We start from the raw sequence: 26158 nt of genomic DNA on the forward strand, positions 1-26158 counted from the left end.
TTTAATAGTCAGATAAATTTACTTCTAGTATCCGATGAAGTAAATAAGTTTATTGACCTATTCAATAAGAATAAGATAAATTTTTCTTTTTGATAAAACTTTTGATCAGCATTGTATAAAATGGTTGTTCAAATAATATATTAGTATTAATGCTTAAGATATAAACCGATTATCTTTATCGGCAAGTTTAGCTATATCAGTAATCACAAATATTACCATTCGTTAGTTTTGCATCTTCATAGAGTTGATTAATCACAACAGCAATATCGTTTTTCACTCAACGTCAAACTAATCTTGCTATCAATGGATATTACTTTATCAGTAATAAAATCCAAAAACTTAATGACAACATAATTGGTGATCGCCAAATTCAAGCTATAGAGAAAACTATAGAAGTTAAATATTAAGTTGCACATATTACCAAAAATTTTGATAGTAAAGATCAAATTATAGTCGATTAATAATTAATAACATTACAAAGTTTATTTTGAGCTAAAAATTGATTTGTTGGAGTTTTATTATGAGAGCATTATTGCTTTATCCCCAATTTCCGCAATCCTTTTGGTCTTATGATCGTGCTATGGAAATGGCTGGACTAAAATCTGTAATTCCACCATTGGGGATTATTACCGTTGCCGCATTATTGCCCCAAGATTGGGAAATTCGATTTTTTGATCGGAATGTCAGTTTAGAAACCGATGCAGATTGGCAGTGGTGCGATATAGTGATTATTTCGGCAATGTTGGTACAAAAACCAGATTTTCACTATTTAATCAAAAAAGCGGTCAAATGGGGCAAAAAAGTCGCAGTAGGTGGTCCTTATCCCACATCTGTTCCTGAAGATGCCTTAAATTCTGGTGCGAATTATCTGATTTTAGATGAAGGAGAAATGACGATACCTTTATTCTTAGAAGCTTTAAATCAAGGACAAACAAAGGGCATTTTTCGCTCTATAGATAAGCCTGATGTGACGACTAGCCCCATGCCTCGTTTTGATTTGTTACAAATGAATGCTTACTTTATGATGGCAATTCAATTCTCTCGTGGTTGCCCTTTCAACTGTGAATTTTGTGACATAATCAGTCTTTATGGTCGGAAACCTCGGACGAAAAATTCAGATCAAGCCTTAGCAGAATTACAAACTCTTTATGATTTAGGTTGGAGAGGTTCAGTTTTTATCGTTGATGATAATTTTATCGGTAATCAGCGTAATGTCAAGATTTTTTTACGAGAATTGATTCCTTGGCTAAAACAACGAAATTATCCCTTTACTTTTTTAACAGAAGCCTCAGTGAATTTGGCACAAGATGATGAACTATTAGAATTGATGACGGAAGCTCGTTTTTATGGAGTTTTTCTCGGTATTGAAACTCCAGATCAAGATAGTCTGCACGTCACCAAAAAGGTTCAAAATACTCGTAATTCCCTGGTAGAAGCCTGTGACAAGATTAATCAAGCTGGGTTGTTAATTTATGCAGGATTCATTCTCGGTTTTGATGGAGAACGTACGGGAGCTGGCGATCGCATTCAACAATTTATAGCAGAAACAAATATTCCTCAACCGATGTTGGGCATTCTTCAAGCATTACCAAATACCGCCTTATGGACTAGATTACGACAAGAAAATCGTTTAATTGAAAATATCAGTAGTACGGCTATGGGAGATCAAAATGCCTTGATGAATTTTATCCCAACAAGGTCGATTTCAGAAATTGCGAAAGAGTATGTTGAAGGATTTTGGAGATTATATGAACCAAAAACTTACTTAAATCGATGTTTTCAACAATGTCTTAATATTCGAGTGAAAAACCGTTGGCAACAAACAAAAAAATTACCTCTTGATGTGGGATTACGAGTCATTAGTAATTTAATTTGGCATCAGGGTATTCGTCGCCCAGAAATTAGAGAACAATTTTGGCTACAACTTTGGACAATTTTGTGGAAAAAGCCTGAAGTATTAGTAATGTATTTGGTTTTATGTTTGACAGGAGAACATTTTTGGGAATATCGTATTTTAGCGAAAAAACGCATTGCGGAACAATTAGGATATGATCCTTTAACTGTTAGTTTTGAGAACATCGAATGAGCTTAAACTATAGATTACAAAAAGTAAATAAAACTTATTCATATTTAACAAGATTGCTTATAATTATTAACATAAGATAAATTTTTATTGTTTTTTTATAAATATATTTTTTATTCACAAAATTATTATAGGCAGAATTGATAATGTCTCGAATATTAGTTATTGATGACGATCCAGCAATCTCAGAATTAGTATCTATTAACTTAGAAATGGCAGGATACGATATTTGTCAAGCAGAAGATGGTATTAAAGGACAAGCTTTAGCATTACAAATTCAACCAGATTTAATTATGTTAGATCTGATGTTACCAAAAGTTGATGGTTTCACTGTCTGTCAAAGATTGAGACGGGATGAAAGAACTTCTAATATTCCTGTATTAATGTTAACAGCTTTAGTGCAAACTAAAGATAAGGTTGATGGTTTTAATGCTGGTGCTGATGATTACTTAACAAAACCTTTTGAAGTAGAAGAAATGTTGGCAAGGGTAAAAGCATTATTAAGAAGAAGTGAGCGTACTTCACAATCTACCAAGCATAGCGAAATTCTTAATTATGGATCTTTAACCCTTGTGCCTGAAAGATTTGAAGCAATTTGGTTCGAGAAAACGATCAAGCTAACTCATTTAGAATTTGAGTTGTTGCATTGTTTATTACAACGTCACGGACAAACTGTTTCCCCTAGTGATATTCTCAAAGAAGTATGGGGATATGATCCAAATGATGATATTGAAACCATTAGAGTTCACGTTAGACATCTAAGAACAAAATTAGAGCCTGATCCCCGTCGCCCTCGTTATATTAAAACGGTATATGGTGCAGGATATTGTTTAGAATTAAATCAAAATAATAATAATTAATAATTACTTACCAAATTTTGGTAATTTTAAAAACGATTGCCTACGTTGTTTACCATTTTTAGAATTATCCCCTTGTTTCACCTCTAAATTATTATTAAGTTTTTCTGATTTATTCACTGGTGGAAGACTTAAATTACTTTCTAATAAAATAGAAGATACACTATTTTTTTTACTCTCTTTTAATAACTCAAATTTTTCTACTTTTTGTGGTATGTCATCAATAATTTTTTCTTCATTTTGTTCCTTTAAATTATTAAGAATAATCCCAGAATCTTCTTGATTAGGATTTTGCATTTCACTATCTGATGATAGATCAATTGACAAAACGGGTATTGAATAATTAGATTTATCCTTTGACCAAGATTCGATTCCTAAACTACCGACATCAGAAGGATTTACAGAAGATGATGTTAAATATTGATCTAATGAAGTTTTTAGTTGAATGTTATATCTTTGCTGTCTTTGGAGTCTAGTTTGTAATTCTTTATTTTCTTTTTCTTTTTGTTTTAATTGATGTTGGGTTTCATTGTACTTATCTTGAAGTAAAGAACATTCTCTTTCTAACCCCGCCGCTAATTGTTGAGTTTTTTTTAATTCAGTATTAACAGTATCAAAAGTTGTTTTTTGTTTTTCGTATTGTTGATTTTTTTGATTAATTTTTATATCTGATTCTTTTATTTTTTGATATTGTTCGTTTATTAATTGATTTTGATCTTGATTTTTAATAACTTGTACTGTGAGTTGATTTTTTTGTTCTGCAATTATATTATCTAATTGGGCAATTTTTTCTTTTAATTCCTGATTTTGTTTTCTGATTTTACAAGCAATGGAATGCCAATCCTTATCAGTTAAAGAAGATTTATTAATAGGAGAAGATTGAGAACTACTCATAAGATATAGCTGAATAATTAAATTTAAAGAATGATTTTAGTTTCAAGGTTAACATAGGTAAGAAAATATCATCGAGGAAATTATCGAAAAGATTATATTAGCATATTTTTTATTAAGAATTATTAAAACGCTGATAATTAAAGGGATTTAATACTATATTTCATTGACTAAATTTAAAAAAAATGATAAAGTTTAGATGTTAAAATAAGGCATAAATCAAAAATACGATGAACTTCAAATCGGATAGCTTAACTCAGTCGATGAACGATGATGTTCGTGATTATGTTGCTCATTTACAACTACACATGAGTCTTCAATCTCGTAATCTTTTACCATCTATGAACCAAGTTCAAGATAGCCGTGATAATTTACTTTACCAAACTCAAGCTACTATCGAAAAATACACTTCTCGTGAGTTAGCTTAGTTTTTCAATACTTAAGCAAAATATATTTTATATTAGACTTTTCTAAGAAGTTAGAAAATGGGGGATGAGGAAATAAATTTCTACTCCTTTTTCCCTCTTATTTTCGGCAAGGTTTTTATATCAAATTTCGGTATTTATTATCAACTATTTTTATAAAGAAAAATTCTGTAAATGTTAAACAATTTAAAAAAAAATGGCTACAGTATTTAGAATGGTTTTATGAAACTTCTACCACAGTTGTTATTATTGTTTTCCTATTTTTCTTAATTCCTATTATTATTTGGATAGATATAGAAGAAGTAAAATTCTTTAAAAATATTATTGAAATTTTATTAGAAAAAGGAGAAGTAATAGCTATTTTGTCAGCTATACTACTTTATTTTAAAGAAGCTCGTAATCGCAAAAAAAGAGAACATTATGAAGCGTGGCAAGTAATTAATTCTGCCCATAATCAAGGAGGAAGTGGAGGAAGAATTAATGCTTTAGAAGATTTGAATAAAGATCATGTTTCTTTAGAAAATTTAACAGTAATAGAAGCAGATTTAACAAAAATTAATTTACAAAAAGCCGATTTAGGAAAAGCTAATTTTGCAAAATCTCGTTTAGAAAGAGCTAATTTACAAGAAGCTGTTTTAGTTAGTGCTAATTTACAAGAAGCTGTTTTAGTAGGTGCTAATTTAGAAAATGCAATTTTAAGTAATGCTAATCTTCAAGGTGCCGATTTACGGAAGGTTAATTTTAAAAATGCAATGTTATTTAATGTTAATCTTCAAGATGCAACTTTAACAGGCACAAATTTTGAACAAGCAGTTTTAAGTAATGCTAAATTACAAGGTGCAATTTTAAGTAAAGCTGATTTTAGTCAAGCTATTTTAGATAATGCCAAGTTACAAGGTTGCATTTTAAACAAGAGTAATTTTCAAGGTGCAAATTTAAGTAATACTAATTTTGAAAAAGCCATATTACAGGAAGTCAATTTCTCTCAAGCCAATGTTTTTAATGCTAATTTTGATGAAGCTGATTTAAGTGAAGCTGATTTAACGAATGTCATTAATTTAACTGAAAAACAAATTTTTAAAGCTATAATTTGTAAAACATTATTACCGAATAAAATTATTATTGATTCTAATCGAGATTGTAATGTTAAAGTAGAACAAATTTTTCAAGAAGATGGACAACTTTCTGAGGAAGAAAAAAAACAATTATTAAGATTAAAAAACTTTATTCAACTTGCTTCAGAAGATGGTAAAATTTCTCAAGATGAAATGAAAACTATTGAATCTTTAATTACTTCTGATCATAGAATTAATATTCAAGAGTTAAAAATTTTACAAGAATTGATTAATTCTAAAATTGAAAAGGGAGAATTAAATTTAGAATGATTATTAATTGATCGCTTTTATTAGATTCAAAAATTATCAATAATTGATGATTAATATTTGAGAAATAACTTTTTTTATAGTAAATGCTATTGATATTGTTATGGGTTAGTCTATATTTATTTGAGTATAAAAAATAATGAAAAAAAGAATAAATAAAATTGAATTTATTTTTGAAAATCTTATTTGGAATTTTCGTTTTTTTGTTTTATTTCCTGTTATTTTTAGTTTATTTAGTTCCTTAAAATTTTTTATTATTGGTAGTTTAGATATTTGGGCAGGATTAATTTTAAAGTTTAATGTTAAAGATCCAGAAGGAGCAATTACTTATAAAATTGTCTCTTATATTATTGGTGGTATCGATTATTATTTAATTGGTATTGTCTTATTAATTTTTAGTTTTGGTATTTACGAACTTTTTATTTCTAAAATTGATATTCGATTTGAGCAAGACGAAATTAATATTCTTCAAAGTGAATCTTTAGAAGAGTTAAAAGGAAAATTGGTTCAAGTTATTGTAGTCGCATTAATCGTAAGTTTATTTAAAAAAATGTTAAATTTAGAAGTAAAACAAGCTAGTGATTTAGCATATATTGCTTTATCTATCTTACTGATTTCTATAAGTAGTTATTTACTTCAATTACAACATAAAAGTTCTCATAAATCTCACCACGAAAATCATTAAATTGTCAATTAATTTTGTTTTTATTTTAACGGGTAATCACTTGTGAAAGTAATCAGAGAAAATTCTACATTTAGAATAATTTGGGATAGTTTTATACTGATTTTAATTTTTGTTACCGTTGGATTATTACCGTTTCAAATTGCATTTAATCAAGATTTATTATTAGATTATCAAAAATTAAATTATTTCTTCGATTCTTTTTTTTTCATAGATATATTCTTAAATTTTTTTACTTCTTATCGTTATCATGGGGAAGAAATTACAGATCTAAAAAAAACAAAAAATCATTACTTTAAAAAATTCTTTTTTATTGATTTTGTTGCCAATATTCCTCTTGATATTTTGTTTGTATTCTTTCCACAAATTACTATTGGTAAAATACCTTTATTTTTAGTTTTAAGACTCTTACGTCTTTTAAGAATTACCAGACTTTTACTAATTTTTAATCGTTGGGAAAGTTATAGTCACATTAATCCAGGTTATGTCAGAATTACAAAATTATTTATTACTGTAATTATTCTTACTCATTGGATTGCGTGTATTTGGTTTTTTCTTGCCTTTATTGACAATTTTCCCGCAGATTCTTGGGTTGTTGCTTTAGAAATCGAAAATGCTTCTGTGATTAGACAATATATTTATTCTCTTTATTGGGCTGTGACAACTATGACTACGATTGGTTATGGAGACATTACCCCTCATCGAGATATTGAATATGTAGCCACAACTATGATTATGATTGTGGGAGCATCTACTTACGCTTTTATTATTGGTAATATCGCTTCTCTTTTTAGTAATCTTGATTCAGCGAAAATTGCCCATAAGAATAAAACTGAGGCTTTAACACAATTTTTAGCCTATCATAATGTTCCAAAATCCTTAATTTTTCAACTCAGAAATTATTATGATTATATCTGGGAACGTCACCGAGGCTTACCAGAAAATAATTTTTTTGAAGATTTACCTCTACATTTTCATTTAGATATTCTTCAACACATTACAGGAGATTTATTAGAAAAAGTAGCGTTATTTCAATATTGCTCTCCTCGTTTAAGAAATGTTTTACTTATCGCTCTTAAATTTCAAACCTATCCACCTAATAGTTATATTGTCAAAGAAGGAGATTTAGGACAAGCCATTTATTTTATTTCTTTAGGCAAAGTTGAAATTTTATCAGAACAAGAATCTAATTTTGAATTTATATTAGAAACAGGAGAATATTTTGGACATTTATCTTTGATTTTTAATGAAAAACTCACCGCATCAGTAAAAACTTTAACTTATTGTGAAATTTTTATTTTAAATAGAAAACAATTTAATTATATCAAAAATGAATATCCAGAATTTAAAGATGTTTTAAAAAAAGCCGCATCTGAACATACAAAAAAGATGTCAGAATTAATTTTAGAGGGATTAATACTGTAAATTTAAGAGATCATCAATTATTATCACATTGTCTATTCCCTAACTTGTTAGAAAAGTCTATTGTTAATTGTTAATTATTTTATGGTGCTTGAAGGCGAATCAAGTTATTTTCGGGTAAATATTCTTTATATTGACCATTTTCTGCTAATATTGCCAATAGATTTAGTTCAGCATCAGGATCGATATGTAAATCTTTCCACGGTACAGAAATTTCTATAGAGGTATCAAAAGCAATTCTTGCACCACAATAACGAGAGTGCCAGTTACCATCTTCTCCCGCTTCTTGTAACCAAATAGTTTTAGTTACTAAATTTATACACAAATGATGGTGATAGTAATAGTGAAGAGGGGCTTCATCAGGCAAATTAGCCAAATAAATCTGATTATTACGGATTAATCTGCCGGGATAGTACCAAAATAAATGTAATTCAGAAGGTAAGTCTTGCCCCGCTTTAACCCCCGGCTTGATGTCAAAACGCAGGTAAAAGTTAAGGTGATCCCAACCATAGAATATAGCAGGAATGAGACTTGCACGGTGCATAGTTCCCCTTGCTCCACCAATTTTGATTTTTCCAGCCTTATCCCAATCTTCCTCATCCCCTCGCCCATCTATGACGGGATGAATGAAACTAGCAGGTAAATAATCATTAGCTAATTTTGTTTCAACTTCCGCAACAGGTTTATATAAATATTCTGGTGGAGTTTCATCTAAGGCTTGATATAAAACAATTAAATGTTCTCTAAATAATTGGTCAAACATCGCATCATGATTAGAATGATGAGGATCACCAAACCACCAAAACCAATCTGAACCTTCGGCAGCGTATAATGCTTCCCACGCTTCGGGATTATTTTCTTCTGTGGCTTCTGAATGTTTTGCTAAAATTTCTCTAGCGGTTTTAAGATATTCCCATGCTCGATTTTTCGCAGGATCTCCAATCCATGTACTAAAGCTACCATCAACCCATGAACCACTATGTAAACTCTTGCTATTGAGGATTTGGGTAGGAGGAAATTGATCGATAAATTCAGAAACAGTAACTAATTTAATTTGTGATTGTTGAGATAGCCGACTATAAAGGGATTCTAAAAATAATTTACCATCTTTTTCGTAAAATTCCCAACAGTTTTCTCCGTCAAGAGCGATTGTCACTAACCAAGGATTTTCTAAAGTGCTTTTGTCATCTCCCCACTGTCTTTCTTTTAACCGTCTAGCAATAGCTTCTAAATGTCCAATTAAATCTCCTGCGGCTTGTTCTGGGTTCATTGCACCGTAGGTAAAGCCGATTAAATCTGATAGACGGTGATCTCGAAAAATGATACTTAAATCACCTTCTGAGGTTTCTAATCGATAAGGGCGATATAGGTATTCTGGTTCATATAAATTCCCCATTTCATCTCGCTGAAAAAAGTGATTGATACTCCATCCTAAAACTGCTTCATCAGAGCATAACCAATTAAATCCTTTTTTGGCAACATGGGGTAAAATTGAAGGACTAACAGACTGTTCACTAGGCCATAATCCTCTTGGCGATCGCCCAAATCTATCTTCATAAATATTCCATGCTTTGTTGAGGTGACGAGGAATATCTTCTTCCCAGAGAAAACGAGTATCAGGTAAAGTCATATTTGGAATGGCGACTCTTCCTGCATTTGTATCGGCTAATAAGGGTAAAATTGGATGAGTGTAAGGGGTTGTGGTAACTTCTAATTGTCCTGTTTCCTGCATTTTTTTATGCTGTGGAATAATACGGGCAATAATTTCTTGTTGTTTAGCACAAATATGTTGGCGATCACGTAATGTAAAATTGTGACCTTTTTCTAGCCATCCAGCAATATCAGGATCATCCCAAAAAAGAGGATCAAACCATGCTAAATTATGCCATGCTAACAAATCACTGTAATCTTTATCATCCCAACGTTCATAACACCATTGTTCACCTTTTAGATGACGTTCTTGATAAAGTTCTTCATATCGAGCATGGGGGCGAATCAAATGATAATGATTAGCGTCGAAAAAATGTGCAATTATATATTGTTTTTGTTCTTTAGTTAATTCAGTGACAGGAGTAAGAGTTAAAGCTAAATAAGGATCGATAGCTGTACCATTAGCATATTCTTCTAACTGTAAAATCAAAGAGGGAACAAGGTTGACAGTTTGATGTAGTAAAGGATATTTTTCAAGAATTAAAACTAAATCTAAATAATCTTTGATACCGTGTAGCCTAACCCAAGGTAAACGATATTGTCCACCAAAATCATGACTAGACAGGCGAGATTTATACAATGGCTGATGTTGATGCCAGATAAATGCAACATAGAGAGGATGAGCCATAATTTAAGGGGATAGATAAATAATCTTTATCAATTCATCTTAATCAACTTTTTTTTGATGATATTAATTCCGTAAAGTTTCTTAACCTCTTACTGAATTTATTATGATTAACATAAATAGCGATCGCATTAAGAAGTTTAATGCTAATTGCTCATTGTTAATTGCCTCTTACACTTGTAAAATACTTTAGGAGTATTAAATTCTATTATTAATAACTATAATAAATATCATGGAACAAAAAGGCGTAACCATTTGGTTTACTGGATTAAGCGGTGCTGGAAAAACCACCATTAGTCATCAAGTAGAATTAAAATTAAGAGAACAAGGCTATAAATTAGAAGTGTTAGACGGTGATATAGTTCGCACAAATTTAACGAAGGGATTAGGTTTTAGTAAAGAAGACAGAGATGAAAATATCCGCCGTATTGGTTTTGTCTCAAATTTACTTACTCGCAATGGTGTTATCGTTATTGTTTCAGCTATTTCTCCTTATCGTGAAATTAGAGATGAAGTCAGGGAAAAAATCGGCAATTTTGTTGAAGTTTTTGTCAACGCTCCTTTGTCAGTATGTGAAGATAGAGACGTAAAAGGTTTATATAAAAAAGCCCGTAGCGGAGAAATCAAAATGTTTACAGGTATTAGTGATCCTTATGAAGCACCTCTTAACCCTGAAATTGAGTGTCGCACTGACTTAGAAGAATTAGACGAAAGCGTAAATAAAGTATTACAATCTTTAGAAAAACTTGGTTATTTACCTCAACCTGTAGTTGTCTAATCAAAAATTAATCAAGAAAAAAGCATCTTTTACACTTACCAAATAACTATGATAAATATTAATCTTGATTGGTCTAATTCTTGGTTAATTGCCATTATTTTAAATACAATTCTTATTACTATTGCTTTAATTTCTCCCAAAAAATTATTAACCGTCATAGGTTATTTTCATAGTTGGGTATTAGGAGTGATTATATGGGGATGTTTACAATGGCAAGGTTATTTGGTAGTAATGTTTTATTTTTTTGTAGGATCAGGAATTACTCGTGTAGGAATAGCACAAAAAGAAGCAGAAGGCATAGCTGAAAAACGCTCAGGGGTTAGAGGACCTGAAAACGTCTGGGGAAGTGCCTTAATTGGCACCCTATGTGCGTTAGGTTATGTTTTTGCTCCTGTCCCTTGGCAACAGTTTTTTTTAATCGGTTATTTGGCTAGTTTTGCCACTAAATTATCGGATACCTGTGCTAGTGAAATAGGGAAAGCATACGGTAAAAATACTTTCTTGATTACCACCTTTAAACCAGTGCCCAGAGGTACAGAAGGTGCTGTAAGCCTTGAAGGCACTATTGCTGGTTTTATTGCTAGTCTGGCGATCGCCTCATTAGGTTATGGTATCGGTATGATTAACATTATTGGTGTCATTATTTGTTTAATATCCGCTTTTATTGCTACTAATTTAGAGAGTGTAATTGGAGCAACTTTACAAACTAAATTTGACTGGTTAACCAATGAAATTGTCAACGTTTTCAATACTTTTATAGGAGCAATAGTTGCAATTTTCTGTACTTATATTTATCTTAAAACTTTGTCCCTATAATTATTATCATTAAATTAAAATAAAATAAGTTTATATTAAACTATATATATTATTAGTTTCGATAATAATTGAACTAAATTTTATCATAAAAATTCTATAATAAAAACTTTAATATTAATCAAAAATGAATGATTTAGAAACTCTAAAAGAAAAATTTAATCAAACATCTGAAAAGAATAAATTATCGATTATAAACCAACTAACAGATCAAGGAGAAGATGGCTATCAATTTTTAAGAGATTTTTTATTTACGAATAAAGATAAGGTTGACCCTATTATCGGTAAAATTTATCTAATATTAAGACAAAGCAATAAACAAGAAGATAAAAAATTTATTAATCTATATTTTCCCAAAGGAATTATTAAATTAACATCAGAAAAAAATATTGACTATAGCGATTTACAACAATTACTAATCCATCAAAAATTTCAGGAAGCAGACGTATTAACAAGAGTTAAATTATGTGAACTAGCAGGTGAAACAGCCATTCAAAGAAAATGGGTTTATTTCACTGAAGTAGATAAATTTCCGATCCAAGATTTACAATTAATAGACTTACTCTGGCAAGTTTATTCTGAAGGAAAATTTGGCTATAAAATACAGCGTCAACTGTGGTTATCTTTTGGAAAAGACTATGCACAATTATGGGAAAAACTGAAATGGAAATCAGGCAATAAATGGACAAAATATCCTCAAGAATTTATCTGGGATTTAAGTGCTCCCATAGGGCATTTACCTCTATCAAATCAATTACGTGGTATCAGAGTTATCGATGCTTTGTTTTCTCATCCAGCTTGGAATTAATAAATAATAAGTAATAAGTAATAAGTAATAAAATTTTTATCAGAACTTAATTTCTACTTCCTCATTATTATGACTGTTAATATTACAATTAATCAAAATCATATTTATAAACTAGATTTATCTCCAGTAGAAATAATTATTGAAGAGTTGGGAAAACCGCAAGAAATTTTGACATTAGAACAACAAATAGTTTTTAATATTGATTATCCTAGAGAAGAAACCGATCCTCGTGAATTATCTGAAATCCCAGAAATAAGACTTTGGTTTATTGCTTTAGATAGTCGTTATCCTTGGTTGCCTTTTTCTTTAAATTGGCGAGATGGTGAGTTAGTCAGATATACTGCCATGCTTGTACCTCATACATTTAGTCGCACAGAAGGAATACAGTATAATTCTGAAGCTCTCGATATTTTTATAATGAATAAAATTTTTACCCTTCATCGTTGGTTAAAACAACAAAATATTAAGGGTAATTCTCGATTAAAAGCGATGGCACAGATTTTTGGTTACGATTTGGAAGATAGTTTTTTTGAACTTTTATCGCAAAATTAAATCCTTTGGGCAAACATTTGTCGTAATACATCGGCTGGATCAATATGATTACCATTATACTTTAATTCCCAATGTAAATGAGGTCCAGTAGTTCTACCTGTCATTCCTACTCTAGCAATTCTTGCACCAGCAGGAACATTTTGTCCTTGCCATAATACAATTCCACCACTACGATCCACTAAAACTGTTCCTTTTGCTGTATTTTCCACCGAACCCATTAAGTGACAATAGATATGAGTCCATTTACCTGATTGAATAGTAATCATTGTACCACACCCTGTATGATCAGAAAGAGAGACAACTTGACCACTCCACCAACTACGAACATAACTACCTAAAGGGGCGGCTAAATCTAATCCTCGATGAAATCTGGTATCTCCGCTAATGGGGTGCATTCTATAACCATAACCAGAAGTATAAGCCTGAAAATTTTCTACTGGAAAAGATGCTTGTCGCCAAGAAGCAGTTACGGGAATTGTTTGTGCTTGAACTGATTTAGGTTTGACAAGAATTAGACTATTGGTAATAATTAAAACTAAAGTAGTCATTAGTAAACCCGATGAATGTAAATACTTTCTAGGATTTAATGACCCTTTAATTGATCGAGTTACTAGGGTATTCAGATTAAACATCACTCCTCACGAGTTTGATTGAAATAAAATTGTTATTAAGAGTTTATACTTTTATAAACAAATATTCTTCTATACAATTACTTATCATGGAAAATAAGTACGGATTTTATTCTACATTATTATTGCCTTTTTATGAATTTGACAGTTGATTTAAGGGTGGCAAAAATTCCTTATTTAGGTTTAATTGCTGTGCATTATTGGTTTATCATTATTGAAAATAACAATTTTGAACGTTGGGAGATATGGCAAAGTAAACATTTAGTAACCACAAGTTGGGGACACTTACACCAAAATTTAATGACGGCTACTCAAGGGGTTGGGAATGGTAGTAGTTGGTTAGAAACTCAGTGGATAGGAAAAGAAGCAGAAATATTAAGAAAAATTATTCGAGAAAGTCCAGAACAATATCCTTATAATTATATTTATCATTACTATCCTGGACCAAATAGTAACACTTATGTTCAATGGATTCTTAATCAAGCTAATATTCCTTATATTTTAGAAAGACGTGGCTTAGGTAAAAATTATCTTAAATATAATTATTTTCTAGCTAATTTGAGGAATTAAGTTGATTTTTCAAGGTATTTAATTTTTGAAATAATTGTCTAATCTTGTCTAAATCTTTATTTCCAGGACTAATTTCCACACCACTAGAAACATCAATACCATCACATTTCAATATTTCTAAAGCATTCAAAACATTATCAGGATTAATACCACCTGCCAATAACCAAGGGCGAGAAGGGCGAAAATTAAGTAATTCTAACCAATTTAATATTTTTCCAGTACCACCGTAAACCCCTTGTTGATAAGCGTCTAATAAAATGGTATCGATAACAGGAATATAACTATCTAATAAGGCTAAAGATTCTGGATTTTGATAGCGAAAGGCTTTAATAATTTCAATATCAGGCAAAAATTCCCTTAATTGAGCACAAAAAGCTGTACTTTCTTCCCCATGTAATTGTATTCCTGTTAATCCTGTTTCTTGAACTGTTTTAATAAGATTATCAATATTTTCATTAACAAATATACCTATCTTGCTTATTTCTTTCGGTAATTGTTGAATAATATTTTTGATTATTTCATTGTTAACATATCGAGGAGATTTTGCCACACAAATAAATCCGAGAGTATCAGCTCCAGAATTGACGATAGCTAAACCTTGTTCTAAATTAGTAATACCACATATTTTGACGCGCATAATGAGAAATCAATCAATTTTTAGTAAGAAAAGTTAATAATAAAAATAATTAATAAATTTTAAGAAAACAAGCAAAAAAGGTACTATAAACATTACCATAACAAAAATAGTTAACATAAATCAAATTAAATTAAAATCATGAATTATTTAGTATTATCTAATCTTCTAGCTAATATTCCCCAAACAGTAGAATGGAATTTTAACATTGCATTAGTAATGATTTCAGCAAATTTACTGGCAGTTTTTATCGGACGATTTGCCATTCAAAAAGCGGGAATTGGTCCTGATTTACCCGTAGATAAACCTGCATTATGGAAAAAATTTGGCTTACCTGAATTATTAGCTACCCTGAGTTTTGGACATATTTTAGGAGCCGGTTTTGTCTTAGGATTATCTAATGCAGGACTTTTGTAACAATTAATAATTAACAATTAATAATTAACAATTAAGATTTACTGAATAAGTAAAAATTTTGTCAAGTAACAGTTTTGGAAAAACTATATCAACAAAAAAGTCTTAGATTTTGCCTACTTTTATTCAAACAATCAACATTTTCGTCTTAAATTCTTAGTTTTGAATATGAGTTTACTTAATTCTATGGTGAATAATATCAACTATGAACTAAATCATGTAAAATATGAGAGTGTATCGAGTCAAACTTGTAAACAATCCTTTTTTTGACTTATAACAAAAGTAACAATCTTTACTCAGATGAAACGTCGGTGATTACCTTAACTCTCTTACATCCTCTCAAATCAATTGCAGTTCAAAAATGGAATTTTGAACCAAATTCAGTAATTAGAATTGGTAGAGCTAATGATAATGAGGTAGTTCTGTATAGTGCAGTCGTATCTCGTCATCATCTGGAAATTCGCCCTAGAGGGAATGATTGGGCATTGGTGAATTTAGGCTCGAATGGCACTTTTATCAATGGTAAAAAGATTAATAAAGTTTTAGTGAAAGATGGAATGGTAATACGTTTAGCAAGTTCTGGTCCTAAAATTAAAATTACTTTAGCACAAGGTGTTGAAAGTAATGTTACTCAAGAATCTAATAAGCCTAAAACTCAACCTCTTACTAGCAGAGATATTTCTAAAGACACAGTGATGAATTAATTTCTCTTAGACTGGAATACTTGATTTTAAATTATTCATTATTAATTGTTTACGACTTTCCTTGGTTAATTTTTCAATGACATCAATATTAGGGGGTTGATTACTCTCTATTTGATTTAGCCAAAGTAGATATTCTATATTTCCTGCTGGTCCTGTAATGGGAGACCATGTTAAACTTTGATATTGCCAACTTAGTCTGAGTGCTTCAGTTAAAACTTGATTAATGGCTTCAGCTTGAATTTGAGCATCTCTGACAACACCATTTTTACCGACTTTATTTTTCCCGACTTCAAACTGAGGTTTAACTAATAAAATAATGTCTCTAGGGGGGGCTAATAATTCCCATAATTTAGCTAATACTTTTGTTAAAGAAATAAAAGATAAATCCATTACGGCTAAATCAGCAAAAATTTCTCCGTTATAGAGTTTTTCTGGAGTTAAATGACGGAAATTAGTTCTTTCTAATAAAATTAACCTCTCATCTTGTCGTAATTTCCATGCTACTTGTCCATATCCCACATCTACACCATAAACTTTTTCAGCTCCTTGTTGTAATAAACAATCTGTAAATCCTCCAGTAGAAATACCCCCATCAAGGCAAATTCTTCCTTCTATATTGATCTTAAATTCATTTAAGGCTTTAACTAACTTTTCTCCTCCCCTGGATACAAAAAGAGGTTCAGCTTCCACTTCAATCAAGCTCTCTATATCAATTAAAGTCCCCGGTTTATCTACTATTTGTTGTTTGACTCTTACTTTTCCCGCTCTAATCATTTTTTGTGCGATCGCTCTAGTATCACACAATTGCTTTTCTGTCAATAATATATCTAGTCTTTCTTTGGTCAAAAGTAATTACTCCTAAAAATTATTCAAGAAAAAATATTGGCTTAAAAGTAAGAATTAATCTAATAATAATTCAAATAATAAATAAAAAAACAAGATATATTTAACAGGTTTCTAACCAATCATAAATACGATCTAATTGTTCGATGGTAACTAATCCATATTGCCATAAAACCATCGGCATTAAACCCAAGTTTTGATTTACTGAACGTTGAGCAATAGCAATAGAATCTTGAGGTAAATTGATTTCCTCTTGCAAAAATTTGACAAAACGATTATAGGTAATAGTAGGCATAATATTAATTAATTGATTTAAAAATTGTTAATAAAAAATGAAAAAATAGTTATAAAATATGTTATTTTTTATCAGAAGTAGATTTGATAGTTTTATCAAAAACTCTTATTCTTATCGCTTTTTTTATTTACTTTTTGCTCTAATTTTTATAGAGAAAGAGTATAAAAACATTGTTCCCACAACCATAAAACTACTTATAGATTTACGTTTTGATGGATTGGTGTTTGATATTTTGATGATGATCTCTTCTTCAATCACGAAAAATTATTGATACACTTCTTCTCAGTTGAAAATAGATCGTTAGCTATATGAGAATAACAATTCTAGTTTGATAAAACTAATAATCTACACGATATTTTTTTTAAAATTATGTTCAAAAAGTAGCTTTAAAGATGTGTATTAAAAATTACTATCTAAGAGCTTTCTGTAACCTTGACAAGAGATCTAATAATCCTCACTTCAATAAGTGTTAGTTGTGAACCTAACTACTTTACGGGAATGTTTAAGTAAAATATTATACATCTTTTTATTTCGTTTTGGTTAATTAATTTTCCTTCTTTTTTTCATCCTCTACCATTTTGACATTGATGCGATCGCCAATGTTGATTTTTAGTTCTGTTGATCTATTTTCTGCCAGTTCAATGACTTGATCAATTGGTACGTTTGAATTAAAAAGAGGACAAGGTTCAACTTTACAAGGGGGCGCTTTAACTATATTTTTAACAACTCCTTCAGAAACAAAAATCATGTCAAGGGGAATAGATACATTTTTCATCCAAAAACTAACAGTTTGGGGAGGATTGAAAGGAAATAACATACCACGATTTGGAGGGAGGGAATTACGATACATTAAACCAATAGATTGTTGTTGGGGAGTTGCCGCAATTTCTAATTCAATTTCTTGATCATTAATTAGTAATTTAGCACCGATGGGTAAATTCTGAGCCAAGGAAGTATTATCAACAGGAGTAATTTCGACAGAATTATTTATCTGATTATCAGACACAGAAGGGGATTCAAAATCACAACCAAAGAAAAAGAAACTAATAAGAATAATTAAAGGATAATTTTTAAATAATTTCATCACAGGAAAATAATAAATAGTTAGTATTAAATAGTAACTTAAGATTCTTGAAAAAAAGATGGAAAGTTAGCGATGAGCAATAGACAATGGATACAGTTTTTAATTTTTTACTAATTTTAAAAGATGCAAGTTAAAAATCATTCTACTTTTTCCATAAAACCATAATAAATTACTTAGTGAAAGTAAAGAATTGTAAAAAATAAAAGCTCAATTGCTAAGAGAAGTTTAAATTCAAAGTAAAAACAGAGGAATGATATTAATATGCAAAAATAAAGAGTTTTCAGAATGGACAATGAATCACAAATAAATAATAAATTCATAGCCAAAACATCTTAATAAACCTTTGTGCCTTCGTGCACCGAAGCGATAGATAAAACGAACTTTCAAAATAACACAGAAGTAGAATTATGACAGCAACTCTCACTGATGAGAAAAAAAGTGACGATAAAAAAATATCTTTAAAAATAGGTATTCCTAGGGAAATTTATCCTAACGAGTGTCGAGTTTCCGCTACTCCCGACACGGCGACTAAATTACAAAAACTTGGTTTTACCATTTTAATTGAAACTCAAGCAGGAGAAAAAGCTAGTTTTAGCGATCGCGTCTATGAAGAAATTGGGTGTAAAATTATTCATAATAAAAAACAATTGTGGCAGGAAGCTGACATTATTTTAAAAGTGCGTCCTCCAGAGCAAGAAGAAGTAAACTTATTAGATAGCAAGAAAACCTTAATTAGTTTCATCTATCCCGCTCAAAATCCCGAGTTATTAAGAGAATTATCGGATAAAAAAGCAACAGTATTCGCAATGGATGCTGTGCCTAGGATTAGTCGGGCTCAAAAATTAGATGCTTTATCTAGTATGGCAAATATTGCAGGGTATCGAGCCGTAATCGAAGCAGCAAATAACTTTGGTAGGTTTTTTACAGGGCAAATTACGGCGGCGGGAAAAGTGCCTCCTGCGAAAGTATTAGTTATAGGTGCTGGGGTTGCAGGTTTAGCCGCTATTGGCACGGCTAAAAGTTTAGGGGCTATTGTTAGGGCATTTGATACTAGATTAGTAGTTAAAGAGCAAATTGAGAGCTTAGGCGGTGAATTTTTAGAATTAGAATTTGCTGAAGATGGCTCAGGGGAAGGAGGTTATGCTAAAACCATGAGTAAGGAATTTATCGATGCGGAAATGGCTTTATTTGCCGAACAAGCCCAAGAAGTTGATATTATTATCACTACTGCCTTAATTCCGGGTAAACCTGCCCCGAAACTCATTACTGAGGCGATGGTGAGTAGTATGCGTCAAGGTTCGGTGATAGTTGACTTAGCCGCCGAACAAGGGGGTAACTGTGAGGTTACAAAACCTAACGAGGTTTATAAATATAACGGTGTCACCATTGTCGGTTTAACAGATTTACCCAGTCGCATGGCAAGTCAATCTAGTCAGCTTTACGGCACAAATTTATGGCATTTACTCAAGGATATGGGCGGTAATGATAATTTTACTGTTAATCTTGAGGATGAGGTGATTCGAGGTGCGTTAGTAACCTATCAAGGTGATGTGACTTTTCCACCTCCCAAAATTGCTCAACCTTCTCCCACTACCACCGTTAAACCAGAAGTGAAAATCGTTACTTCTGAGAGTAAAAAAGAGAAAAAAAGTAATAGCGGTTTATTGTGGGCAGTTTTAGCAGTTTTAGCTTTAATTGGTATCGGCATTGGTGCACCTTCTTCTTTTCTGTCTCATTTTACTGTCTTTATTCTCGCAGTATTTGTCGGTTGGCAGGTGATTTGGAATGTTACCCCTGCTTTGCACACGCCGTTAATGAGTGTAACTAATGCGATTAGTGGCATTATTATCATCGGTGGGATGTTACAAATTTCTGGTGAATTAACTTCTCCTACTACTATACTTGGTGCGATCGCTATTTTAGTTGGTACTATTAATATTTCTGGGGGATTTTTAGTTACTCAGAGAATGTTAAAAATGTTTAGGAGATAAGTTAACAATTAACAATTAACAATATTAATCGAGATATAGATGTAATTTTTAAAGATAATTAAAACAACAGTAATAATTAGATTAGGAAAAAGAAATATTAACAACGGCTACGGCAATTTATGGAGGGTAATTTACCTTTAGTTTTAGATGCTTTAATTTTTTGTAAACGAATTGTTGAAATTACTAAAAACATAAAAAAGATTTTATTCAAGATTAAAAAACCCAAACCGCAGTTACTTATCGAATTTCTGTTTTAGGTGAAGCCATAATACTAATTTAACTAGAATTTTATCAAGAATATACCCAAATTCTTTATAAATAAATTATCGGGAAATAAATATTTTTAATATCTATAAAAAGGCTTTTATTTCTTATTTAGTTAATATTGATTATTTTATTTTTTAATGACTAAATTATGTTTAAGTATCTCTATTTCATATAAATTTATGTTTTACAATAAATAAAAATCAGCAAATACAGATATTTTTAACAGATTCTTAACAATTAAACACCCATAAATTGCATAACCTATTGTTAGAGCATTATTTATTCTCTATTGTCAATTACTCAAACTACGAAATTAAATATTTATGACAAGTAACCTCATTACCGTTGCGTATATCGCCGCCAGTGCCTTATTTATTCTCAGTCTAGCAGGTTTATCTAACCAAGAAACCGCAGGAAAAGGTAACATTTACGGTATTGCAGGGATGGCGATCGCATTTATAGCTACTGCTTTTAGTGCTGAGGTGACAAATTACGCAACCCTCATTACTGCCATTATTCCTGCGGTTATTATCGGCTCAATTTTAGCCTCTAGGGTAGCAATGACATCCATGCCTGAATTAGTGGCAATTTTACATAGTTTTGTCGGTTTAGCCGCCGTATTAGTGGGTGTCGGTAACTATTTACAACCAGCATCTGGCTTAGTTGGTGCTGAAGAATTTATCCATCAAATCGAAATTTATATCGGTGTCTTCATCGGCGCAGTGACTTTTACAGGTTCGATTGTTGCCTTTGGTAAATTACGTGCGATAATTAGCTCAAAACCTCTCATGTTACCTGCTAGACATTTTCTCAACTTGGGGATGTTAAGTGCAACAATTTATTTCGGATATGCCTTTCTTAACAGTGAATCTGGCTTACAACCATTATTAATCATGACTGGTATTGCTTGTTTATTGGGTATTCACCTCGTGGCGGCTATAGGTGGTGCGGATATGCCAGTAGTTATTTCCATGCTAAATAGTTATTCAGGATGGGCTGCTGCCGCCGCAGGTTTTATGTTAAGTAACGACTTGTTAATCATCACGGGTGCGTTAGTTGGTAGTAGTGGTGCAATTCTGAGTTATATTATGTGTAAAGCCATGAATCGTTCCTTTATCAGCGTAATTTTAGGCGGTTTTGGAGAAGGAAGTGGAAAATCTACTGCTTCATCAACTACTGAGGAAGTTGGGGAAGCGGTAGCTACCAATATTGATGAAGTTGCCGATTTATTGGTTAATGCTAAAAGTGTGATTATCACCCCTGGTTATGGTATGGCAGTCGCTCAAGCTCAACACGGCGTTTCGGAAATTACTAAGATTCTCAAAAGTCGTAGAGTGAATGTGCGTTTTGGTATTCATCCTGTCGCAGGGCGTTTACCCGGTCACATGAATGTTTTATTAGCTGAAGCAAATGTGCCTTATGACATCGTTTTAGAAATGGATGAAATTAACGAAGATTTCCCCACAACTGACGTAGTTTTGGTTATCGGTGCGAATGATACTGTTAATCCTAGCGCATTAGAAGATCCCAATAGTGCAATCGCTGGTATGCCTGTATTAGAAGTATGGAAAGCAGAAACCTCCATTGTGATGAAACGCAGTTTAGCCAGTGGTTACGCCGGAGTAGATAACCCTTTATTTTATAAAGAAAATACAAGAATGCTTTTTGGTGATGCTAAGGTAAATATTGACTCATTGTTAGTGGCATTGAGAGAAAAAACCAGCAAAAAAGGTAAAGCTGAAGATAAAGTTTTAGTTACCGCCTAATAATAACTTGTGAATTCTAGGGTGGGCAATGCCCACCTTTTTTATGACTATAATAAAAATAAATCATCTTTATGCTATTTAAAAATTCCTGAAATACTGGCTAATTGATATTTTAGATAAAAGAGTTTTCTATTTTCGATTAAAAGAGAATAATTTATATAAAGAAGCTGATTTTTTCCTCATCTTAAAGAATTTACCTATTAGTTTATTAAACGAAACTTTATCTGTTTTAGAAAGTCAAAGTAATTAGTAATGGCATTTTTACCAGTTGGTTTGTCCGACAAATTAATCAATTACATAATATATAATTTTCGATTCAAAATCATTATTTAACTAACAATAAACTTTTATTTAAACATATTTATCATCTCCATAAAAACTACTTACAATTATTAATTTTCCATTCATAAAATTCGATAGATTCAGGAGTACAACTATGACAACCTCCACATTTTTTGCCTTCGATTTGCTTGACTCTTCCTTTGCGAATCAGACGGTTTAACATTAGACGAATAGCATCAGCATCAGAATGAGCATACATAGCTAACTCTTCTAAAGATGCTTTACGGTGTTTAATTAAATAATTTTGTATGTCTGTTAAAATCATTTTTTGTTCACTAAATAATAACTTTTTTGATGGTTTTAATGGGGCGAATTTGGCTAAGAGTAAATAAAACTCCTACTAAAATTAGACTCATTACCACAATCCATGTTAAAGAAAAGCCCGGATGTTGGGAAAAAGTAGCCACTTGATAAAATATCGTTGCTACCCAATAAGCCATACCAGTAGTCCATGCGGCGACAAAAACTGTCCACCATAAAGTTGTTTCTCGATAAACAGCCGCAGTAGCGGAAACACAAGGAAAATAGAGCAAAACAAATAAAAGGTAAGCAAAAGCCCCAGCTTGTCCATTAAAACGCTTCACCATTGCTCCAAAAGTACTTTTATTGACTTCTTGTTCTTCGGCAGCGGTTTCAATGTTTTCACTATTAGCAATACTTAAACCTAAAGGATCGAGTAATTGAGAGGGTAAATCAGCTAAATTGGCAGGAATCGTGGCAAAAGCATCTTTTATCCCTCTCCAGAAGCTATATTCATCTATTTTGGCTTCCTCATCGGGATTATCTTCTTTTGCTAATTGACTGTAAAGGGAATCTAAAGTTCCTACCATGGCTTCTTTAGCAAAAACTCCCGTGAAAATTCCTACCGTTGCCGCCCAATTTTCTTTAGTCAATCCCATCGGTGAAAATATAGGGGTGACAGCTTCGGAAGTAACACTTAAAACCGAATTTTTTGTATTTTGGTTGCCAAAAGAGCCATCAAAACTAACGGAATTTAACAAGCCTAAAACCATCACCATCAAAATAATTACTCGCCCTGCTTTCCATAAAAAGGCTTTTAATCGATCCCATGTTCTAATTAATACACCTTTAACACGGGGTAAATGATAGGGCGGTAATTCCATGACAAAATGACTAATTTCTCCTTTAAGTAAAGTATTTTTCATCACTATTCCTGTAAAAATAGCGGCGACAATACCTAATATATACATTCCAAAGACAATATTTTGACCACCCACAGGGAAAAAAGCCGCCGCAAACAGTGCATAAACCGGAAGCCTTGCACCACATGACATAAAAGGATTCATCATCACCGTCATTAGGCGATCGCGGGAATTTTCGAGGGTACGAGTTGCCATAATTGCTGGTACATTACAGCCAAAACCCACCAACATTGGTACAAAAGATTTACCCGGAAGCCCGACTAATCGCATTAATCTATCCATAACAAAAGCCGCCCGTGCCATATAACCAGAATCTTCCAAAATGGAGAGAAATAAAAACATAAAGCCAATTACGGGAATAAAAGTGGCTACGGTTTGAATACCACCTCCAGCACCATCAGCGAGTAAAGCAATTAACCATCCAGGGGTATTAATGCTCTGTAAAACATGAGCTAAACCATCAACAAAGATAGTAGCGGCAGTCATGTCAAAAAAGTCGATAAACGCCGCACTAACGTTAATGGTAAAGAGAAACATAAGATACATCACACCGAAAAAAATGGGAATGCCCCACCAACGATGGAGTACAATTTGATCTAAACGATCAGATAAATTATTACTAATTTCTCCCTGTCGCCCTGTCGCTCCTTGGGTAACTTGCTGAATAAAACCATAACGGCTATCCGCAATCATAATATCAATGTCTTCTCCAAGTACTTGATGAATTTGGCGACGATATTTAGCGATTATGGAAGGTAATTCTTCACCACCTAAATTTTCAATACCTCTATCTTCATACTGTAACAAACTTAAAGCAGTCCAACGAGGCTCAACAATCGGTTTTGTGCTATTTTCAGTGATATAAGAAACTAATTCCTCTAAAGCCTCTTCAATTACTGGTGGATAAGCTATATAAGAAGCTGAATTACTCAAATTCCCTAATTCGTCCGCAATAACATTAATTAATTCTGTGATACCTTGCCCATTAACTGCACTTAGAGAAACTACTGGGCAACCTAATCTTTCTCTTAATAAATTAGTATTAATAGAAATCCCTCTTTTTTCGGCAACATCCATCATATTTAAGGCAATCACCATGGGTAAGTTCATTTCCATGATTTGAGTCGTTAAATAGAGATTTCGCTCTAAATTAGAAGCATCGACAATATTAATAATTAAATTCGCTTCTCCTGAAAGTAAATAATCTCGTGCTACTAATTCATCTAATCCTGTTTCTTCATCGTCTGCATCTAAAGAGTAAACTCCGGGTAAATCCACCACGGTGATTTCTTTACCTTCATGATTATTAAATTTACCTTCTTTACGATCAACTGTAACACCGGGCCAGTTGCCAGTGCGTTGATTTGCACCCGTTAAGGCATTAAAAAGGGTGGTTTTTCCACAATTGGGATTACCTATAAGTCCTATAATTGGTTTTAACATACTTTTGTTTTGTTGATAGTTAATGATCAAAATAACAAGTAAAAATACTTATTAATTATTTAAAATGCTTGTTTCATCGGCATTAACTATTAACTATTTCTACGATTAAAGTGTCAGCTTCTTGTTTACGCAAACTTAAATGAAAATCTCTGACTTTAATTTCTACAGGATCTCCTAAAGGTGCTACTCTAATTACCATAAATTCCGTGCGAGGAGTTAATCCCATAGACAATAATTTACTTTTATAACCCCTCATGGTTTTTTCATAACCTAAAACTCGTCCTACCGTACCACTAACCATTTCCCGCAAATAAATTCTAGTAGTATTTGTCATTAAATTTTCCTCTTGATTGATTAATTGCTTATCACTGACTAAAATTTTGTTGGCCATATCAGCTCCTATACCCATTCTTTGATCTTGAATCGCTATCATTACTGAGCCACTAGGTTGAGCATTTACAATTTTAAGTTTCCTACTCGGAATTAAACCCATACCCAAAAGTCGATTAGTACCTTCTTTTTCTGCAAATCCCACAACCCACACCTCCGCCCCAGCCTTAGCTTGGGAAAGAGGATAGCTAGAAGATGAAAATTTCTGTTCTAAAGTCGTAGTAATATTCTCTTCTAAATTCATTTTTTCACCCCAATAAGAAAATTTTTTCATTGCTGTTTATCTGTGTTGTCATATCTCATAATTATTTAACCCTCCCGATTTTTACTATTCATTTAATCAAAAAGTTGTTAAATAAGACTATATCATTTATTGATTATATTTTTCAATAACTTTATTATTTAACATCAAATATCTATCCTCAAAGATGTTAAACATTTCTTCATTGTTTTTTTTAAAAGAATATTAAATAGTTGACTACTTTTTCTTTTTTACCTTGAAATTTTAGAAAACAGAGAATGATGGATATAGAAATATTAAAGTAAACAATAAACTTAATTATTAAAACATAGTTAAAAATTATCAAAATGTCTT

25 protein-coding genes are annotated in these 26158 nt (G+C 31.7%); 15 read left to right on the plus strand and 10 right to left on the minus strand.

Features of this window, described 5'->3' with window-relative positions; translation table 11 throughout:
• Positions 1-520 precede the first annotated feature (520 nt).
• Together GM3708_RS13655 and GM3708_RS13660 are read left to right on the plus strand one after the other, a co-directional pair.
• Positions 521-2086: a B12-binding domain-containing radical SAM protein gene (locus GM3708_RS13655; protein ID WP_066348068.1), complete on the plus strand. Its 1566-nt coding sequence runs from the start codon at positions 521-523 to the stop codon at positions 2084-2086.
• 143 nt (positions 2087-2229) lie between these two features.
• The gene (locus tag GM3708_RS13660; RefSeq protein ID WP_066348069.1) at positions 2230-2943 is read left to right on the plus strand and encodes a response regulator transcription factor; all 714 of its coding nucleotides are present in this window, start codon (positions 2230-2232) and stop codon (positions 2941-2943) included.
• A 3-nt stretch (positions 2944-2946) separates the two neighbouring features.
• Here the strand turns inward: GM3708_RS13660 and GM3708_RS13665 are convergent, their stop codons facing one another.
• Entirely contained in the window at positions 2947-3834 is an 888-nt protein-coding gene (locus GM3708_RS13665; protein ID WP_066348071.1) for a hypothetical protein, read from the minus strand.
• A 227-nt stretch (positions 3835-4061) separates the two neighbouring features.
• On the opposite strand from GM3708_RS13665, the gene GM3708_RS13670 reads away from it, so the two are divergent.
• The 4 genes from GM3708_RS13670 to GM3708_RS13685 all read left to right on the plus strand — a co-directional run bounded on the left by GM3708_RS13670 (position 4062) and on the right by GM3708_RS13685 (position 7745).
• Positions 4062-4259: a hypothetical protein gene (locus GM3708_RS13670; protein WP_066348073.1), complete on the plus strand. Its 198-nt coding sequence runs from the start codon at positions 4062-4064 to the stop codon at positions 4257-4259.
• A 359-nt stretch (positions 4260-4618) separates the two neighbouring features.
• A complete protein-coding gene (locus GM3708_RS13675) occupies positions 4619-5641 on the plus strand; it encodes a pentapeptide repeat-containing protein (protein ID WP_066348080.1) in 1023 nt (340 codons plus the stop codon).
• A gap of 136 nt (positions 5642-5777) precedes the next feature.
• Positions 5778-6323 carry a YqhA family protein gene (locus GM3708_RS13680; protein ID WP_066348082.1) on the plus strand — a complete coding sequence of 182 codons (546 nt, stop codon included), beginning with the start codon at positions 5778-5780 and terminating at the stop codon, positions 6321-6323.
• A gap of 42 nt (positions 6324-6365) precedes the next feature.
• Positions 6366-7745 (plus strand): ion transporter, encoded by a 1380-nt coding sequence (locus tag GM3708_RS13685; RefSeq protein WP_066348085.1) that lies wholly within the window; start codon positions 6366-6368, stop codon positions 7743-7745.
• A gap of 79 nt (positions 7746-7824) precedes the next feature.
• Here the strand turns inward: GM3708_RS13685 and GM3708_RS13690 are convergent, their stop codons facing one another.
• Positions 7825-10080 carry a glycoside hydrolase gene (locus GM3708_RS13690; protein WP_066348087.1) on the minus strand — a complete coding sequence of 752 codons (2256 nt, stop codon included), beginning with the start codon at positions 10078-10080 and terminating at the stop codon, positions 7825-7827.
• A 229-nt stretch (positions 10081-10309) separates the two neighbouring features.
• Between GM3708_RS13690 and cysC the strand changes: the two genes are divergently transcribed.
• The 4 genes from cysC to GM3708_RS13710 all read left to right on the plus strand — a co-directional run bounded on the left by cysC (position 10310) and on the right by GM3708_RS13710 (position 13028).
• Positions 10310-10855, plus strand: a complete 546-nt coding sequence (cysC, locus tag GM3708_RS13695; RefSeq protein ID WP_066348090.1) for an adenylyl-sulfate kinase — start codon at positions 10310-10312, stop codon at positions 10853-10855.
• Between the two features lie 48 nt (positions 10856-10903).
• Entirely contained in the window at positions 10904-11671 is a 768-nt protein-coding gene (locus tag GM3708_RS13700; RefSeq protein ID WP_066348093.1) for a TIGR00297 family protein, read from the plus strand.
• A 124-nt stretch (positions 11672-11795) separates the two neighbouring features.
• On the plus strand, positions 11796-12476 hold the full coding sequence (locus GM3708_RS13705) for a GUN4 domain-containing protein (RefSeq protein ID WP_066348094.1): 681 nt from the start codon (positions 11796-11798) through the stop codon (positions 12474-12476).
• A 69-nt stretch (positions 12477-12545) separates the two neighbouring features.
• Positions 12546-13028 (plus strand): CRR6 family NdhI maturation factor, encoded by a 483-nt coding sequence (locus tag GM3708_RS13710; protein ID WP_066348096.1) that lies wholly within the window; start codon positions 12546-12548, stop codon positions 13026-13028.
• On the opposite strand, the gene GM3708_RS13715 is transcribed toward GM3708_RS13710, so the two are convergent.
• Positions 13025-13576, minus strand: a complete 552-nt coding sequence (locus tag GM3708_RS13715; RefSeq protein WP_231932954.1) for a M23 family metallopeptidase — start codon at positions 13574-13576, stop codon at positions 13025-13027. The genes GM3708_RS13710 and GM3708_RS13715 overlap by 4 nt on opposite strands.
• 216 nt (positions 13577-13792) lie before the next feature.
• On the opposite strand from GM3708_RS13715, the gene GM3708_RS13720 reads away from it, so the two are divergent.
• On the plus strand, positions 13793-14227 hold the full coding sequence (locus tag GM3708_RS13720) for a DUF3750 domain-containing protein (protein ID WP_066348100.1): 435 nt from the start codon (positions 13793-13795) through the stop codon (positions 14225-14227).
• On the opposite strand, the gene GM3708_RS13725 is transcribed toward GM3708_RS13720, so the two are convergent.
• Positions 14211-14864, minus strand: coding sequence for a phosphoribosylanthranilate isomerase (locus tag GM3708_RS13725; protein ID WP_066348103.1), 654 nt, complete (start codon positions 14862-14864; stop codon positions 14211-14213). The two genes, GM3708_RS13720 and GM3708_RS13725, sit on opposite strands and share 17 nt — an antisense overlap.
• A gap of 138 nt (positions 14865-15002) precedes the next feature.
• Between GM3708_RS13725 and psaK the strand changes: the two genes are divergently transcribed.
• On the plus strand, positions 15003-15278 hold the full coding sequence (psaK, locus tag GM3708_RS13730) for a photosystem I reaction center subunit PsaK (RefSeq protein WP_066348105.1): 276 nt from the start codon (positions 15003-15005) through the stop codon (positions 15276-15278).
• A 308-nt stretch (positions 15279-15586) separates the two neighbouring features.
• Entirely contained in the window at positions 15587-15979 is a 393-nt protein-coding gene (locus GM3708_RS13735) for an FHA domain-containing protein (RefSeq protein WP_066348107.1), read from the plus strand.
• 6 nt (positions 15980-15985) lie between these two features.
• On the opposite strand, the gene GM3708_RS13740 is transcribed toward GM3708_RS13735, so the two are convergent.
• The 3 genes from GM3708_RS13740 to GM3708_RS13750 form a co-directional block, all read right to left on the minus strand.
• The gene (locus GM3708_RS13740) at positions 15986-16825 is read right to left on the minus strand and encodes a TlyA family RNA methyltransferase (protein ID WP_066348109.1); all 840 of its coding nucleotides are present in this window, start codon (positions 16823-16825) and stop codon (positions 15986-15988) included.
• Positions 16826-16925: 100 nt separating this feature from the next.
• Complete coding sequence (locus GM3708_RS13745) at positions 16926-17117, minus strand: DUF2949 domain-containing protein (RefSeq protein ID WP_066348112.1); 192 nt, start codon at positions 17115-17117, stop codon at positions 16926-16928.
• Between the two features lie 544 nt (positions 17118-17661).
• Positions 17662-18201 carry a DUF192 domain-containing protein gene (locus GM3708_RS13750; protein WP_066348115.1) on the minus strand — a complete coding sequence of 180 codons (540 nt, stop codon included), beginning with the start codon at positions 18199-18201 and terminating at the stop codon, positions 17662-17664.
• Positions 18202-18608: 407 nt separating this feature from the next.
• Between GM3708_RS13750 and pntA the strand changes: the two genes are divergently transcribed.
• The gene (gene pntA / locus GM3708_RS13755) at positions 18609-20192 is read left to right on the plus strand and encodes a Re/Si-specific NAD(P)(+) transhydrogenase subunit alpha (protein WP_066348117.1); all 1584 of its coding nucleotides are present in this window, start codon (positions 18609-18611) and stop codon (positions 20190-20192) included.
• A gap of 590 nt (positions 20193-20782) precedes the next feature.
• Positions 20783-22225 (plus strand): Re/Si-specific NAD(P)(+) transhydrogenase subunit beta, encoded by a 1443-nt coding sequence (gene pntB, locus GM3708_RS13760; RefSeq protein WP_066348118.1) that lies wholly within the window; start codon positions 20783-20785, stop codon positions 22223-22225.
• Positions 22226-22604: 379 nt separating this feature from the next.
• Here the strand turns inward: pntB and GM3708_RS13765 are convergent, their stop codons facing one another.
• From GM3708_RS13765 to GM3708_RS13775, 3 genes are all read right to left on the minus strand, one after another.
• The gene (locus tag GM3708_RS13765; protein WP_066348119.1) at positions 22605-22832 is read right to left on the minus strand and encodes a FeoC-like transcriptional regulator; all 228 of its coding nucleotides are present in this window, start codon (positions 22830-22832) and stop codon (positions 22605-22607) included.
• Between the two features lie 10 nt (positions 22833-22842).
• Complete coding sequence (gene feoB, locus GM3708_RS13770) at positions 22843-25173, minus strand: Fe(2+) transporter permease subunit FeoB (RefSeq protein WP_066348120.1); 2331 nt, start codon at positions 25171-25173, stop codon at positions 22843-22845.
• An 82-nt stretch (positions 25174-25255) separates the two neighbouring features.
• Positions 25256-25837, minus strand: a complete 582-nt coding sequence (locus GM3708_RS13775) for a FeoA family protein (RefSeq protein ID WP_066348121.1) — start codon at positions 25835-25837, stop codon at positions 25256-25258.
• Positions 25838-26158 lie beyond the last annotated feature (321 nt).

The organism is Geminocystis sp. NIES-3708 (assembly GCF_001548095.1).
In the GTDB taxonomy this organism is placed as follows: domain Bacteria; phylum Cyanobacteriota; class Cyanobacteriia; order Cyanobacteriales; family Cyanobacteriaceae; genus Geminocystis.

Excerpts from the sequence above, each read along its gene's own strand:
- GM3708_RS13655 (WP_066348068.1), top strand. The coding sequence starts at position 521 with ATGAGAGCATTATTGCTTTATCCCCAATTTCCGCAATCCTTTTGGTCT.
- GM3708_RS13660 (WP_066348069.1), top strand. The coding sequence starts at position 2,230 with ATGTCTCGAATATTAGTTATTGATGACGATCCAGCAATCTCAGAATTA.
- GM3708_RS13665 (WP_066348071.1), bottom strand. The coding sequence starts at position 3,834 with ATGAGTAGTTCTCAATCTTCTCCTATTAATAAATCTTCTTTAACTGAT.
- GM3708_RS13670 (WP_066348073.1), top strand. The coding sequence starts at position 4,062 with ATGAACTTCAAATCGGATAGCTTAACTCAGTCGATGAACGATGATGTT.
- GM3708_RS13680 (WP_066348082.1), top strand. The coding sequence starts at position 5,778 with ATGAAAAAAAGAATAAATAAAATTGAATTTATTTTTGAAAATCTTATT.
- GM3708_RS13690 (WP_066348087.1), bottom strand. The coding sequence starts at position 10,080 with ATGGCTCATCCTCTCTATGTTGCATTTATCTGGCATCAACATCAGCCA.
- cysC (WP_066348090.1), top strand. The coding sequence starts at position 10,310 with ATGGAACAAAAAGGCGTAACCATTTGGTTTACTGGATTAAGCGGTGCT.
- GM3708_RS13700 (WP_066348093.1), top strand. The coding sequence starts at position 10,904 with ATGATAAATATTAATCTTGATTGGTCTAATTCTTGGTTAATTGCCATT.
- GM3708_RS13705 (WP_066348094.1), top strand. The coding sequence starts at position 11,796 with ATGAATGATTTAGAAACTCTAAAAGAAAAATTTAATCAAACATCTGAA.
- GM3708_RS13710 (WP_066348096.1), top strand. The coding sequence starts at position 12,546 with ATGACTGTTAATATTACAATTAATCAAAATCATATTTATAAACTAGAT.
- GM3708_RS13715 (WP_231932954.1), bottom strand. The coding sequence starts at position 13,576 with ATGACTACTTTAGTTTTAATTATTACCAATAGTCTAATTCTTGTCAAA.
- GM3708_RS13720 (WP_066348100.1), top strand. The coding sequence starts at position 13,793 with ATGAATTTGACAGTTGATTTAAGGGTGGCAAAAATTCCTTATTTAGGT.
- GM3708_RS13725 (WP_066348103.1), bottom strand. The coding sequence starts at position 14,864 with ATGCGCGTCAAAATATGTGGTATTACTAATTTAGAACAAGGTTTAGCT.
- psaK (WP_066348105.1), top strand. The coding sequence starts at position 15,003 with ATGAATTATTTAGTATTATCTAATCTTCTAGCTAATATTCCCCAAACA.
- GM3708_RS13745 (WP_066348112.1), bottom strand. The coding sequence starts at position 17,117 with ATGCCTACTATTACCTATAATCGTTTTGTCAAATTTTTGCAAGAGGAA.
- GM3708_RS13750 (WP_066348115.1), bottom strand. The coding sequence starts at position 18,201 with ATGAAATTATTTAAAAATTATCCTTTAATTATTCTTATTAGTTTCTTT.
- pntA (WP_066348117.1), top strand. The coding sequence starts at position 18,609 with ATGACAGCAACTCTCACTGATGAGAAAAAAAGTGACGATAAAAAAATA.
- pntB (WP_066348118.1), top strand. The coding sequence starts at position 20,783 with ATGACAAGTAACCTCATTACCGTTGCGTATATCGCCGCCAGTGCCTTA.
- GM3708_RS13765 (WP_066348119.1), bottom strand. The coding sequence starts at position 22,832 with ATGATTTTAACAGACATACAAAATTATTTAATTAAACACCGTAAAGCA.
- feoB (WP_066348120.1), bottom strand. The coding sequence starts at position 25,173 with ATGTTAAAACCAATTATAGGACTTATAGGTAATCCCAATTGTGGAAAA.
- GM3708_RS13775 (WP_066348121.1), bottom strand. The coding sequence starts at position 25,837 with ATGAAAAAATTTTCTTATTGGGGTGAAAAAATGAATTTAGAAGAGAAT.